Origin of the sequence: Clostridium senegalense JC122, from assembly GCF_000285575.1 — a bacterium.
GTDB lineage: Bacteria > Bacillota > Clostridia > Clostridiales > Clostridiaceae > Clostridium_J > Clostridium_J senegalense.
This window is the reverse complement of record NZ_HE611054.1, coordinates 177,810-192,005: the sequence shown is the minus strand read 5'-3', so window position 1 is coordinate 192,005 and position 14,196 is coordinate 177,810. Positions and strand designations below refer to the sequence as shown.

Annotated in this window: 10 protein-coding genes and 1 riboswitch; of the genes, 8 read left to right on the top strand and 2 right to left on the bottom strand. The window is 28.2% G+C overall.

What is annotated here, in order from left to right:
• The first annotated feature begins 17 nt into the window (after positions 1-17).
• The 3 genes from CSGHG_RS16900 to CSGHG_RS16890 are packed head-to-tail and all read left to right on the top strand — an operon-like array spanning position 18 to position 2,264.
• Entirely contained in the window at positions 18-716 is a 699-nt protein-coding gene (locus CSGHG_RS16900) for a lantibiotic protection ABC transporter ATP-binding protein (RefSeq protein ID WP_010298070.1), read from the top strand.
• A gap of 11 nt (positions 717-727) precedes the next feature.
• Positions 728-1,486, top strand: coding sequence for a lantibiotic immunity ABC transporter MutE/EpiE family permease subunit (locus tag CSGHG_RS16895; RefSeq protein ID WP_010298067.1), 759 nt, complete (start codon positions 728-730; stop codon positions 1,484-1,486).
• 1 nt (position 1,487) lies between these two features.
• Positions 1,488-2,264 carry a lantibiotic immunity ABC transporter MutG family permease subunit gene (locus tag CSGHG_RS16890; protein WP_010298063.1) on the top strand — a complete coding sequence of 259 codons (777 nt, stop codon included), beginning with the start codon at positions 1,488-1,490 and terminating at the stop codon, positions 2,262-2,264.
• 100 nt (positions 2,265-2,364) lie between these two features.
• Here the strand turns inward: CSGHG_RS16890 and mgtA are convergent, their stop codons facing one another.
• Both mgtA and CSGHG_RS16875 read right to left on the bottom strand, forming a co-directional pair.
• A complete protein-coding gene (mgtA, locus tag CSGHG_RS16885) occupies positions 2,365-5,010 on the bottom strand; it encodes a magnesium-translocating P-type ATPase (protein ID WP_010298060.1) in 2,646 nt (881 codons plus the stop codon).
• A gap of 394 nt (positions 5,011-5,404) precedes the next feature.
• Positions 5,405-5,565, bottom strand: a riboswitch (M-box (ykoK) riboswitch).
• Positions 5,566-5,876: 311 nt separating this feature from the next.
• On the bottom strand, positions 5,877-6,617 hold the full coding sequence (locus tag CSGHG_RS16875; protein ID WP_010298057.1) for a class I SAM-dependent methyltransferase: 741 nt from the start codon (positions 6,615-6,617) through the stop codon (positions 5,877-5,879).
• Positions 6,618-7,325: 708 nt separating this feature from the next.
• Between CSGHG_RS16875 and CSGHG_RS16870 the strand changes: the two genes are divergently transcribed.
• The 5 genes from CSGHG_RS16870 to CSGHG_RS24735 all read left to right on the top strand — a co-directional run bounded on the left by CSGHG_RS16870 (position 7,326) and on the right by CSGHG_RS24735 (position 14,095).
• Entirely contained in the window at positions 7,326-8,027 is a 702-nt protein-coding gene (locus CSGHG_RS16870) for a response regulator transcription factor (RefSeq protein ID WP_010298054.1), read from the top strand.
• The gene (locus tag CSGHG_RS16865; RefSeq protein WP_010298049.1) at positions 8,017-9,126 is read left to right on the top strand and encodes a sensor histidine kinase; all 1,110 of its coding nucleotides are present in this window, start codon (positions 8,017-8,019) and stop codon (positions 9,124-9,126) included. The genes CSGHG_RS16870 and CSGHG_RS16865 overlap by 11 nt, the downstream gene beginning before the upstream one ends.
• A gap of 81 nt (positions 9,127-9,207) precedes the next feature.
• Entirely contained in the window at positions 9,208-11,085 is a 1,878-nt protein-coding gene (locus CSGHG_RS16860; protein WP_010298046.1) for a serine hydrolase domain-containing protein, read from the top strand.
• A 169-nt stretch (positions 11,086-11,254) separates the two neighbouring features.
• Positions 11,255-13,624: a peptidoglycan-binding protein gene (locus CSGHG_RS16855; RefSeq protein WP_010298043.1), complete on the top strand. Its 2,370-nt coding sequence runs from the start codon at positions 11,255-11,257 to the stop codon at positions 13,622-13,624.
• 336 nt (positions 13,625-13,960) lie between these two features.
• The gene (locus CSGHG_RS24735; protein WP_268869874.1) at positions 13,961-14,095 is read left to right on the top strand and encodes a hypothetical protein; all 135 of its coding nucleotides are present in this window, start codon (positions 13,961-13,963) and stop codon (positions 14,093-14,095) included.
• Positions 14,096-14,196 lie beyond the last annotated feature (101 nt).

The window sequence follows — 14,196 nt, the reverse complement described above, 5'->3', positions numbered from 1 at the left end:
TATAAGAGGTGTAAAGAATGAGTGAATATATAGTACAAACTAAAAAATTAACTAAGAAATTTAAAAATCAATTAGCAGTTAAAGATGTTAATTTAAATATTAAATCAGGAAAAATTTATGGATTATTAGGACCTAATGGTGCTGGGAAATCTACAACTTTAAAGATGTTAACTGGGTTGTTGCATCCAACATCAGGGGAGATACATTTTGATGGACATCCTTGGACTAGAAATGATTTAAAAGATATTGGTGTTTTAATAGAGTCACCGGCGCTTTATGGAAATCTTACAGCAGTAGAAAATCTTAAAGTTCATGCAAAATTATTAAATGTATCAAATAGAAGAATTGAAGAAGTTCTTGAAATTGTAGGTTTAAAAAATACAGGTAAAAAAAGAGCATCTCAATTTTCTTTAGGGATGAAACAAAGGTTAGGTATAGCAATAGCCCTTTTAAATAATCCAAAATTATTAATTTTAGATGAACCAACTAACGGATTAGACCCAGTAGCAATACAAGAACTTAGAGATATGATTAGATTCTTTGCAAAAGAAGGAATAACAGTAATTTTATCCAGTCATATATTATCAGAAGTTCAACAAGTTGCTGACTATATAGGAATTATTAATGATGGAAATCTTATGTATGAGAATGAGATAAAAAAAGATGAAGATTTAGAATCATTATTTATGAATGTAATAACTAGAAAAATTGGGTAGGGTGATGAAAAATGTTTAACATGATACAATCAGAAAACTTAAAATATAAGAGAACTTTTTCAAGAAAAATGCTAGTTTTAATGCCACTATTAATAGCTCTTTTAGGAATATTTTTACTTAGGTATTTTGACCCTAATGCAGAGGTGTTTTCCAATTATTTTTCTCAAAGTGCTATTAATTATTGGTCTATAACTATAATGCCAATAGGTATGGCACTGTTAGCTTCTCTCTCTGCTATGAAAGAAAAAAAGTCAGGACAATACAGAGCTTTAAAATCTAAAAATGTTAACATAAGTAAAATGTGGATTAGTAAAATAATAGTTATATCATTTTATACTTTAATTACAACAATATTAGTTATGACCGTAATAATAGCATTATATTTATATGAAAATAAATTTATAGGTAATTTATCACAAATATTAATAGCATATCTAGTTGTTTGGGTAACTACATTAGCATTAATTCCTATATATTTATTTCTTGCAGAACTATTTGGAACCTTTGCTGCTATATTATCAAGTATTGTTGGACTTGGAGTAAACGTATTTATTTCAATTAAACCAATGTGGTTTATATGGCCTTGGAGTTGGAGTGCTAGATTAATGTGTCCTATAGTAAAAGTTCATCCTAGTGGAGTTTTACTAGAAGGTGTAGATCCACTTTTAGATCCATCTGTAATAACGTTAGGAATGGCCATATCAATAATAACTTTTTTAGTATTATCATTTTTAACAGCAGAATGGTTTGCCAAAAGGGAGGTCCTATAATATGAGTATTTTAAATAAAATATCTTCAGATTGGATGCGAACAAAGCATACACCTATAAGAATAATGGTATACTTTTCTCCCATAATATACCCTATTTTAATGCTTTGGTATTCATCTTTTAGTAGAGGCAGTGAGTTATGGCAATTAAATATTCATAGTATTTTTAGCCAAGGGCTAGGACTCTTGTTACCAATGGTTGTATCACTATTAACAACACTTATAATTCAACAAGAAGAACAGGCAGCATCTTTTATTGGATTATTAGCAGAACCAGTTTCTAGAAAAAGTATATATGTTAGTAAGTTACTTATGGTTATTTTTATAACTATAGTTGATTTACTTTTAGCTACAGCAATATTTTTAGTAGGAATGAAATTTGTATTACATGTAGAAAATATTTATTATATTAAATTCTTTGAATCAGCATTGTTATTAGCACTTGGAACCTTATTCTTATATGGTTTTCATCTTATAGTTGCTTTTATGTTTGGAGTAGGACCTAATATAGTAATTGGCTCTATAGGACTTATAGCAGCAGGATTGATGGCAACAGGTTTAGGGGATGGAATATGGCAGTATATACCGTGGGCATGGTCTATTAGATTAGGTGGAATGATAGGTGCAACTTTTCCAGAATACTCTTATTCATCTGTAATAGCGAATTATTTTAATAGTGAATTACTTAAAGGAGTAGTTCCAGCTGTAATATTATTTATTTTAGTATTAATAATAGGTAGTTTATGGTTTGAAAGATGGGAAGGTAGAAAAGAAGATTAATAAGGGAGTAAACAAAAAGGTTTGAAAAAATATATTTTTTCAAACCCTTTTTATATAGTTTCAAGATTAATATGATATTTATAATTGATAGCTTATTTTATTATAACCAACTATTAAACTTTTTAATATACCATGTTTTTACAAACTGTGTTACTATGCAATATGATAATAAAATACCTACAAGCCATGGGAAGTAAGATAGTGGTAATGCTTGTAAACCTACTGAAGCTCCGAAGGCTGTGAATGGTATACAAATACCGGCTAACATTATAAGGCTTGTTAATAAAAGAACAGGAGTTGTAGCTCTGCTTTGAACAAATGGTATTTTTTTAGTTCTAATCATATGAACTACAAGGGTTTGAGATAATAATCCTTCAATGAACCATCCTGATTGGAATAAAGATTGCATTTCTGGAGCATTAGCTTTAAATACAAACCACATAACAAGGAATGTAGTTATATCAAATATAGAACTTATTGGTCCTATAAATATCATAAATCTTCCAATATCATCTGCATTCCACTTTTTAGGCTTTCTTAAATATTCTTTATCCATAGTATCCCATGGAATGGATATTTGAGAGATATCGTAAAATAGATTTTGTAGTAAAAGATGTATAGGAAGCATAGGTAAAAATGGTAAGAACGCACTTGCAACCAATACACTAAATACATTACCTAAGTTTGAGCTTGCAGTCATTTTTATATATTTTATGATGTTACCAAATATTTTTCTACCTTCAATAACACCTTCTTCTAGAACCATCAAGCTTTTTTCAAGTAAGATTATATCCGCAGATTCTTTTGCAATATCTACAGCAGTATCAACAGAAATACCAACATCTGATTGACGAAGAGCAGCAGCATCATTAATACCATCACCCATATAACCTACAGTATGACCTTTATCTTGAAGTATCTTAATTATTCTTGATTTTTGAAGTGGAGAAAGCTTAGCAAAAACGTTAGTAGTATCTACTAGAGAAGATAATTTTTCATCGCTCATATCATCCAGCTCTGTTCCAAGAACAACGTTACTAACCTCTAAACCAACTTCTGAACATATTTTTTTAGTTACTGAATCATTGTCACCTGTTAATATTTTTACTGCTACACCGTTATTGTGTAGTGCTTTTATTGCAGCGGCTGCAGAGTCTTTTGGTGGATCTAAAAATCCTATATATCCCATTAGAACCATATCATTTTCGTCTTTTACACTGAAATTATTCTCATCTGGAATATTATTTTTTTGTGCAACTGCAATAACTCTCATACCGTCATTATTTAGTTTTTCTACCATATTAAGAACTTTAGTTTTAATTTTATCAGTAAGTTCTACAACATTTCCTTTGTATTCTGCATAAGAGCAACTTTCAAGCATTTCCTCAACAGCACCCTTTGTTATAAGTTGTCTTTTTCCTTCATGATTTTTTAAAACTACAGACATTCTTCTTCTAGAAAAATCAAAGGGAATTTCATCTACTTTTATATAATCTTTTTCAAGCTTATCAAAACCATTGGTTACTCCATGTTCTAAAATTGCAACATCCATTAAATTACGTAAGCCTGTTTGATAAAAACTGTTTAGATAGCCATGTCTTAAAACTCTTAAGTCTTCTTCGCCGTGAATATTTAAGTGTCTTTCAACAACTATTTTATCGCAAGTTAAAGTACCTGTTTTATCAGTACATAATACGTCCATTGCACCGAAGTTTTGTATTGCATCAAGTTTTTTAACTACAGTTTTATGCTTTGCCATTACAACAGCACCTTTTGCAAGGTTTGTTGTTACAATCATTGGTAGCATCTCAGGAGTAAGACCTACAGCAATTGATATTGCAAAAATTAGTGCTTCTAACCAGTCACCTTTTGTAATTCCATTTATTAAAAACACTACAGGAACCATTATAAGCATAAATTTTATAAGTAGTGCGCTTACACTGTTTACTCCTTTTTCAAAACTAGTTTGAGTTTTAGTGCCAACTAAAGTTAATGCCATTGAGCCTAAATAAGTGTTATTTCCAGTAGCTATAACCACAGCTGTAGCACTTCCACTTATTATATTAGTACCTAATAAACATATATTATCAAGATCTGTGACAGTTAGATCTTTAGTGTCATTTTTCAATGTTGAGTATTTTTCTACTGGCTCTGATTCACCAGTTAAGGAAGATTGACTAATAAATAAATCCTTACTACTTATTATTCTTACATCAGCAGGAATCATGTCTCCAGCGGCAAGATATACTATATCTCCCGGTACAATGTCTGCCATGTTTATTTCTTTAACCCCAGATTCTTTTCTACATATAGCAGCAGTTGTTTTAACTAATGCTTTTAACTGCTGTGCAGCTTTTCCTGATTTAAATTCTTGAAAAAATTGTAAAAGACCACTTAGTGTTACCATTATTGTTATAACAGCTACAGTTGTAAAGTTTTTCTCTGCTGGAGAGACTAATATAACATCTGTGATTAAAGAAACTATAGCAAGTGCTATTAAAACTAAAATAAAAGGATTGATAAAGGCTTTAAGTAATTGAATATACCATGGTGATGGTTTTTCATGGGCAAGTTCATTTAGTCCATATATTTCAGCTCTTTTTTCTACCTCTTCTTTGGATAGTCCATTAACTTCTGTATTCAACTCTTTATAAACTTTATCTAAATCCATTTTGCTAAAATTAAAAAGTTTATTTGTAGAATAATTTGCTTTGCTTTGAGTGTTCACTTTTCTTTTTTTTATCATAATTCACACCTCCGAATTCTTAAAAAAGACAATAAACAACTAAAGGTTAATAAGTGCATTTTTAAAAACCCTAATTTATTATTTCTATATATAGTTTTACTATTTTTTTATTTATAATACTTGTGAATTGATATTAGTAAAGAAACAGTGAAGATGGTATAGATATGATTCTATTAATTGCATTTATTTTAAACGTGAATTTTTATAAGATGGAGTCACATTATAATCAGTTTAAAAGACTGGATGTGACTAAATAATATATTAAATTTTTGTCATAAATATGCGTATCTTCACCGTCTAAACTACTACCGTCTACTTCCATTCTTTTTCACCTCCAATATTTTTAAAATAACGTAAAAAAACTTCGTCAACTTGAACGTGACGAAGGTATATAACAACACTTTCTCGTTCAAGTTTTGGCTCTGCAAGGCGATGAAGTTGCGTTAAGTTAAGCCTTCTTTGTTCGGCAAAACCTGCTAACCAGTTCAGAATGTTTCCATCCTTTTACGGCAGCAACCCGTATCCTTGTAGTAACCTCCCCTACCGAGGCAATATTCATTTACATGAAAAGTATAGCTATGTTTGTTGAATATGTCAATTGAATTTTTTTTAAACAAATTAATAAAAAATATTATATAAAGAAATTATATTGGACTATGTAAATGTTTTAATTATAGCAAAACACACAAAGAACAAGCTCGAATAAAGTCGAAATTTGTTCAGAAAAAATTAAAAAATAAATTAAAAAAATATTTTAAGAAATTGATTTTAAGTTTTATTTATAACTTTTAACTAACTATAGTTGTATTTAGTATTTTAAACTGACAATAAAAAGGAAGCACGTATCTAATGCTTCCTTTTTATTGTTATACTTGGCATTCATATAAAAACATTTCAGCGTTATTATCTTTTGCTATTTTTTTAGAAAAAGAAGAATATACTTTTATTTCACTAAAACCTATTTTATATAAAATCTCTTCTAATTCTCCTAATTCATATAATCTTATTTGAAAATCCATTGATTCAGCTTTAATAATTTTTTCATTATCTCTTAATTCATAAATACTAGGAGAATAGAGAATTTTATTTGTTGGGTTATAAATATTTTTAGTTTTTAACACCAAATCAAGTCCATTTCTTGTTTTGACTTTTTCAATAATTTTATATTCATCTTCATTCTGGCCTTTATTGGCTACTGTATCAACAGCAAATACAAATTTGCCACCTTTTTTCAGTAATGTATATATTTTTTGTAGAATAGATTTGCATATATTCATATCAGTGAATAAAGATACGGAACCAGAGGATATAAAAATATAATCAAACTGTTCTTTCGGATTATAATTTTCAAGGGATATATTAGTCACTTGAGCTTCTGGTAATTTTTCAGTCAGTTTACTTAACATTTCTTTAGATAGGTCAAGTCCTTTAATATTAAATCCACTTTCATAAAAGGGTATTAAGAATCTTCCACTACCACATAAAGGTTCAAAAATTTTCATTTTTGATGTTGCATATGAAAGATAAAAAGCTAGTTCATCTTCTGGCGCTTTTTCGTGTAAAATCTCATACATTTCTGTACATAAGTTACCATAATAATTTATCATAAATTTTCCTCCTAAACTTTTTTTAAGTATAACAATTTTAAAGTAAGGAAACTGTTCCAATATTGCTAAGTTACTATAGTCTACCTTCTATATAAAAATGGCTAAATTAAAAGATTATATTAATTTGTGTAAATGTTATAATTATATAGGGAAACAAGCGGGAATTTAAATTTATACATCAAATTTTTGTTATCAGTTAAGAAAAAATAAGTACAACTATAGTTAGTTAAGAGTTAAGAGTAATGGATGAAACTGAAAAGCAGCTTCTTTTAATTAGAAGAATTAAACCTTGAATTTGGGATATAAAGCTAACTGAAGTTATATCCAAAGTTTACAGCCGTAACAAGAAGGACAGGCGTACCTAAAGCTATTTTCTATAAGTTATTTATTCAGTAAAATTGAAAGGATATCAATAAAATCTAAAACAATCAAAGCCGGTCCTTAAGATAGTTAATAGTTAACAGTTAAAAGTTCAGGATGAAAGTGGAGGCCATTTTCTTTTTAATCCATTAATATAATTTGCTTTGCAAATTTATAAAAAGATACGTTGAGAATCACTAGGAGCAAGGCGAATATTAATAACCTCAACTGTTAACTATTCACTCTTAACTTTTAACTAAAATAATCTGTTAGTTATTGATAAAATATTAATTTAAGTTTTCTTATTTGATAAATATGAAAAATTTATAAAGAGAATAGGGGTAATTTATGAGTAGTGAAAAAATTCTTATAGTAGATGATGATAAAGAAATATTAGATTTAATTGGCTTTTATTTAAATAATGAGGGATATGATGTTTTAAAAGCTAATAATGGAATGGAAGCAACTAAGTTTATTGAAAATAATCCTATACAATTAATAATCCTTGATATAATGATGCCTGGAATTGATGGTATTGAAGTTTGTAGAAGAGTTAGAATGAAAAAAAACATTCCAATTATAATAGTAAGTGCAAAATCTTCAGAGATAGATAAAGTTATAGGACTAAGTTCCGGTGCAGATGATTATATGATAAAACCTTTTAGTATGATAGAACTAGTGGCAAGGGTTAAAGCACAACTTAGAAGATATATTTATCTAAATAGTAATGAAAAAGAAAATGTAAAAAAAGATTTGATAAAAATTAATGGATTACAAATAAGTAAAGAAAATTTTACTGTTAAAGTTTATGGAAGAGAAGTTAGTTTAACTAAAACAGAATATGAAATTGTATTGCTTATGGCTGAAAATCCGAACAGAGTTTTCCCTTTAGAAGAAATTTTTGAAAGGGTATGGAAAGAAAAATATTTTCATGGTAACAATACAGTCATGGTACATATCGCTAGAATTAGAGAAAAAATTGAAGAAAATCCTAGGGAACCTAAAATTGTAAAAACTGTTTGGGGGGTAGGATATAAAATTGAAGATTAATTTATTTAAAGGAATTCAGTTTAAAATATTAAAGTCATTTTTATTAAGTATTTTATTATCATTTTTTTTAGTTCTTTTTTTAGTATTAAAATTTTTAAATATAAAATACAATGTTACTTATACTAATTGGGGAAATTGGGCCAATGAAAATCTTATGTTAAATACATATATATTAATTATATTTTTTCTAATGTTTATTTTAGTTACTACAATGTTTTTTTATATATTCACAAAGAAGTTTATAAAACAGATAGATGATATAAATAAAAAGATTTCTATAATTTCAGAGGGTAATTTTAGTACAATAATTCCAGTAACTACAGATGATGAGATTGGAAAGTTAGCTAATAACATTAATATAATGTCTAAAAAACTTGAAGCTCTAATTAAAAAAGATGCGAAAAATGAAAAACTTAAAAATGATATGATAAGCAATATTTCTCATGATTTAAGAACACCACTAACATCAGTGATAGGTTATGTGGAAATTATGAAAAATTTGCAGTATAAAGATAAAACAGTTTGTGATAATTGTATAGATATTATATTGAAAAAATGCGATGAGCTAAAAAATTTAGTTGAGGATTTACTTGAATATACAAGCATAAATTTTAAAGGAATTAACATAAAAAAAGAGCCTATAAGCATAAAAGATGTAATAGATCAGATAATGATTGGTTTTATACCAAACCTTGAAAAAGTAAAAATGTCATTTAGCATTAAAGCACCAGATGGAAAAATATTTATAGATGGTGACATGAATTTAATAATAAGACTTTTTGAAAATATAATAAATAATAGTATTTTTTATGGACAAAACGGTAAAAAAATAGATGTTGAAATTGGTGAAATAAATAATATGGTTTCCATAAAAATAATAAATTATGGAAAAAAAATATCACCAGAAGATCAAGCCTATATTTTTGAAAGATTTTATAGAGGTGAAAAATCTAGAAATGTAAACACTGGCGGAAAAGGTATGGGACTTGCCATTGCTAAAAGCATTATTGATTTACATAAAGGAAAGATTAATGTGGATAGTGATGATAATAAAACGGTCTTTGAAATTTTATTGTTACTTTCACATGAAAAATTGTAAGATTTTCTTAAGAATTTATTAAACGGTTTGTAAGATGTTTTTTCTAAACTTATTTTGAGTTAAAGTTTAGGAGGAAAATTTATGAAATATGTTAATAAGTTCTTATTTTTTTTAATCACTGTTTTTACTTTTATAAGTTTATTAAGTCCGTGCAATGTATTTGCTACAGAGCTTAACAATGAGGATTTAAAAATATTTTTAGATAATATAACAAAAGAAAACTTTGAAAAATATAAATTACCAAGTTTATCTATGATAGTTGTTAAGGATGGAAAAGTAATTTATGAAAATTCCTTAGGGTATGAGGATGTTGAAAATAAAATTAAAGCTAATATAAACACTACTGCGTATAGAATAGGGTCTACATCAAAACTTTTTACAGAGACTGCAATAATGCAACTTTATGAACAAGGAAAAATTGATTTGAAAGAAGATGCTAATAAGTATTTAAAGGATGTTCAGATTGAAAATAAATTTACAAAAAAAGTAACTGTAGAAAATTTACTTACACATACTTCTGGAATAGATGAAGCTACAACTACATATATTGGTGCAAAAACGGAAAAGGATATGATGTCTTTATCACAGTTTTTCAAAAAACACACACCAATAGTTGTAACTGAACCAGGAAAGGTATGTTTATATAGCAATATAGGAATAGATTTGTTAGGAAAAATTATAGAAGATGTATCTGGTTTGAGATATGAAGATTATATAGAAAAAAATATCTTTAACCCTTTAGAAATGAAAAATAGTAAAGTTGCATTGCCTTTAAACAATATGGCAAAAAACTATGATGTGCTGGCTCAAAGTGAATATTATTACTATAATGATAACCCTGCTGGTGGAATAAACTCAACGGCATCGGATATTGCAAAATTTATGATAGCCCATCTTCAAAAAAATGATAAAAAAGAAAATAATATTTTAAATGAGTCTACATTAGAATTAATGCATAAAGAGCAATTTTCAAATGATAAAAGTTTGTTAGGGGTTACCTATGGGTTTTGGGAAAAAGACTTTAATGGAAAAAGAGTTATAGGCCATGAGGGGGCACTTGCTATAGGCTTTTTTGGTGATATGCTACTTTGTCCTGAAGAAAATGTTGGGGTTTATATTGTATCAAATAATTTAACTAAAGCGGCACCGGCTATAACCAATATAGAGAATGATTTTTTTAATAGATATTATCCTAAAACCGAAGATAAAGAATATAGTAACAAAAAACTTGATTTAAATGATGAAAAAAGATACATAGGAACTTATAGGTCCTATCATGATAGTGCTAAAGGCAACTTTTCAAAATTTTTGAGTTTTTTAGGTTCTATTGAAGAAAATGAAGATGTGAAAATTAGATACGATGAGAAGAAAAATTCTTTAATTTATAATGGAACAAGTCATTTAAAAGAAAGTGAAGAAACTATTTTAATAAAAGTTTCAGATAATCTTTTTAAAAGAGAAGATAACAATGAATTAGTTGCTTTTAAAGAAGATGATGGCAAAATTCAATATGTATTTTTCAATAATATGCCTTATGATAACTTTGAAAAAGTGACTTTAAAGGATAACTATAAATTAAACTTAACAATATTTATCATTGCAGTAGCTTTTTTTATTATTCAAATAATAAAAACTATAATCTTATTTTTAAAAAGCTTTTATAAAAAGAAAGTTTTATGTAATGAAGTAAAAAGTACCGATTCAACAGGTATTATAAGTGAAAAATTTAGGTTAACAATTTTTTCTATAAGTTTATTAAATGTAATTTCTTTATTTACAATTATATATTGGATAATATCTTTTGATATGTACTATAGTGCTACATGGTATATAAAAATAGCATTGATACTTTTAATACTTTCAATAATTTTAAGTCTTATTGGTAGCATTTTATTTTTAGTAAGTATTAATAAAGAAAAACTAATATTTATTATAAAATTTCTGGAGTCACTAGTTTAGTAGTTATATATTCTTTTCTATTGTTCTTATATAATTGGAATTTAATTGGATTTAAATATTAGTAAAGTTAAGAAGGTAAACTTTAGGTATATAAAAATTTTACATTTATTCACAATAAGATATGAAGCTGTATAAAATGATATGAGAATAATTTTAAAAGGTGAAAATATTGGGAAAAGGGTATATATTAGTAAGGTTATTTAAATTTAAAAATGCTTTGCCAAAGACAACAGGTAAACTTAAAATTACAGATTCAGATAGTGGTAATGTAATTTATGAAAGTGATGATGCTTTTGATATTAGTGGAAGAAGTACATTAATAGAGGTACCAACTCCAGATAAAAGTCTATCTCAAAAGCCATATGAAGAGGGGGTAACACCCTACGGACGATATAACATATACATTTCAACTAATGGTTATAGGGATGTTGAGGTAGACAATGTAAGCGTTTTTGATGAAACTACATCAATACAGAATATTGAAGTAGAAGAGGAAAATGGGCTTGGTAAACTTGGCAAGTCTACAGAAAAAATTGTATTACCACCACAGCAATTAGTATTTAATGCCCCAAGAGATAAACAAGTAGGTACAATGATAACACCCTTTGTTTTAGAAAGGCCATATATACCAGAATTTATTATAGTTCATTTAGGACCACCAAGTGTTCCAGCTGAAAATGTAACGGTAGGGTTTATTGATTATATTAAAAATGTTGCGTCAAGTGAAATATATCCAACATGGCCAGAAGAATCATTAAAAGCAAATATATATTGTCAAATATCTTTTGCATTAAATAGAATTTATACAGAATGGTATAGAAATAAAGGATACCCATTTCAAATAACAAATTCTACAGCTTATGATCAATATTTTGTTAAGGGTAGAAATATATTTGATAATATAAGTAAAATAGTGGACGAAATTTTTAGTGAATATATTGTAACTATAGGCAATAAAACACCATTTTTCGCACAGTATTGTAATGGAACAACTGTTACATGTGCCGGATTATCACAGTGGGGAACTGTAACATTAGCTAATAATGGAATGAAAGCTTTAGAGATTATAAGGTATTATTTTGGATACGATAAAGATTTAGTTAGAGCTACAGTGATTGAAGGAATTCCAGAATCATATCCAGGAAGTCCTTTAAGGCTTAATGATGAAAATGAGAATGTTGCAGTGATTCAAAAGCAATTAAATAGAATATCAGATAACTTCCCTGCTATTCCTAAAATACCTGTTACAAATGGTAAGTTTGATAAGACAACTGAGGATGCAGTTAAAACATTTCAAAAGATTTTCAATCTAACTCAAGATGGTATTGTAGGTAGAGCTACTTGGTATAGTATATCTAATATTTATGTTGCTGTTAAAAGACTGGCAGAACTTGAACAGGAACCAGAACCAGAGGGACCTGGTGGAGAAGGACAATATCCAGGACAGATATTGAAATATGGTTCAACAGGAGAAAAAGTTCGAGAAATGCAAGGTTATTTAGCTGCAATTTCTAAAGAATATAATATACCAACTATTAGACCAGATGGAATATTTGGAAATATGACAAAGGAAGCTGTTATAGCGTTTCAAAGGTTGTTCAATCTAGTTCCTGATGGCTTAGTAGGAGTGGAAACTTGGAATAAAATTTATGAAGTTTATAAAGGGTTAGAAGAAGAAAATCCAGAATATCCAAATCCAGAATTTGATGGTAAGTACCCAGGATATTTATTAAGATATGGCTCAACTGGAGAAAAGGTTCGAGAAATGCAAACTTATTTAGCAGCTATTTCACAACAGTATAATATACCAACTATTAGACCGGATGGAATTTTTGGAGAAGCAACTCGAAATGCAGTTATACAATTCCAAAGATTATTTGGGTTAGCACAGGATGGAATAGTAGGAGAAATAACTTGGAGAAAAATATATGATGTTTATACTGGTTTAAAAAAGGCCACTTTAACAGAACCGTCTATTTACTCACCAGATTACCCTGGTTATGTTTTAAAAGAGTATTTAACAGGTGAAGATGTGAAATGGCTACAGACCTATTTACAATCAATATCAAAATTCTATAAAGAAATACCTAGTATTGAAGTAGATGGAGTCTTTGGTAAAAGAACTAAAAATGCTGTAATGGCTTTTCAAAGAATTTTTGGGTTAAGTGAAGATGGTAAAGTTGGATTAAATACTTGGGAAAAGCTATTAGAAGTATATAATAGTTTAAGTGGCGATAGAAATATAAATATGTCAGACATATTATACCCTTATCCAGGCGTTGATTTAGAGCTTGGCGATATGAATGGTTATGTTAATGTTTTGCAACAATATATAAATGTCATTGCCAAAAATAATTACAAAGTGAATGAAGTTGAAGTTACAGGTGAGTTTAATGATGAAACTTATAATGCTGTGAAACAACTTCAAAGAGAGCTTGGATTAAAGGTTACTGGAATAGTTGATGAAAGAACTTGGAATAAGACAGCAGAGCTTTATGAAGCTTTGTATAGTGGAAAGAGACTTAGAAAATCTAAATAAATATGTTAAACCGTACTTAAATTAAGTACGGTTTTTTATGTAATAAAAAATAAATACAGCAATAGGTAATTAAAAGTTAAGAGTTAAAACAATTGACATTTGACAAAGGACAATTGGCAATTTAGGTTGAAACTGGATCACCAGTTTCTTTTAAATTTAAGGGAGTAAATTCTGAGTTTATGATATTAAATTAAACAAAGTTATATTCAAAATTTACAGCCGTAACAAGAAGGACAGGCGTACCAAAGTATATTTTCCATAAGTTATTTTCACAGTGAAATCGAAAGATTATCAATAAAACTTAAAGCAATCAAAGCCGGTCCTAAAATAGCGGCTTTGCTGCGTAGATGTTCGGGACCGACTTCGAGTAATATTGGAGAGAAACTAAAATCAACAAAAGTATCAAGTCTAAAGTATAGTAAAGTAGCCAATTACGCGTCTGTCCCTTTTGTGATGGAAGTAGAACTTTAGAGGATTGCTTACTTAAATTTTGTTAGCAGAACTAGATTTAAAAATATGTTAAGAATTACTATGAGCATAGCGAATAGTAATAACCTCAACTGTCGGACGGC

What these genes read in the sequence shown, in the direction of transcription:
- CSGHG_RS16875 (WP_010298057.1), bottom strand. Translation starts at nt 6,617, where the DNA reads ATGATAAATTATTATGGTAACTTATGTACAGAAATGTATGAGATTTTA.
- CSGHG_RS16890 (WP_010298063.1), top strand. Translation starts at nt 1,488, where the DNA reads ATGAGTATTTTAAATAAAATATCTTCAGATTGGATGCGAACAAAGCAT.
- CSGHG_RS16870 (WP_010298054.1), top strand. Translation starts at nt 7,326, where the DNA reads ATGAGTAGTGAAAAAATTCTTATAGTAGATGATGATAAAGAAATATTA.
- CSGHG_RS16895 (WP_010298067.1), top strand. Translation starts at nt 728, where the DNA reads ATGTTTAACATGATACAATCAGAAAACTTAAAATATAAGAGAACTTTT.
- CSGHG_RS16860 (WP_010298046.1), top strand. Translation starts at nt 9,208, where the DNA reads ATGAAATATGTTAATAAGTTCTTATTTTTTTTAATCACTGTTTTTACT.
- CSGHG_RS16900 (WP_010298070.1), top strand. Translation starts at nt 18, where the DNA reads ATGAGTGAATATATAGTACAAACTAAAAAATTAACTAAGAAATTTAAA.
- mgtA (WP_010298060.1), bottom strand. Translation starts at nt 5,010, where the DNA reads ATGATAAAAAAAAGAAAAGTGAACACTCAAAGCAAAGCAAATTATTCT.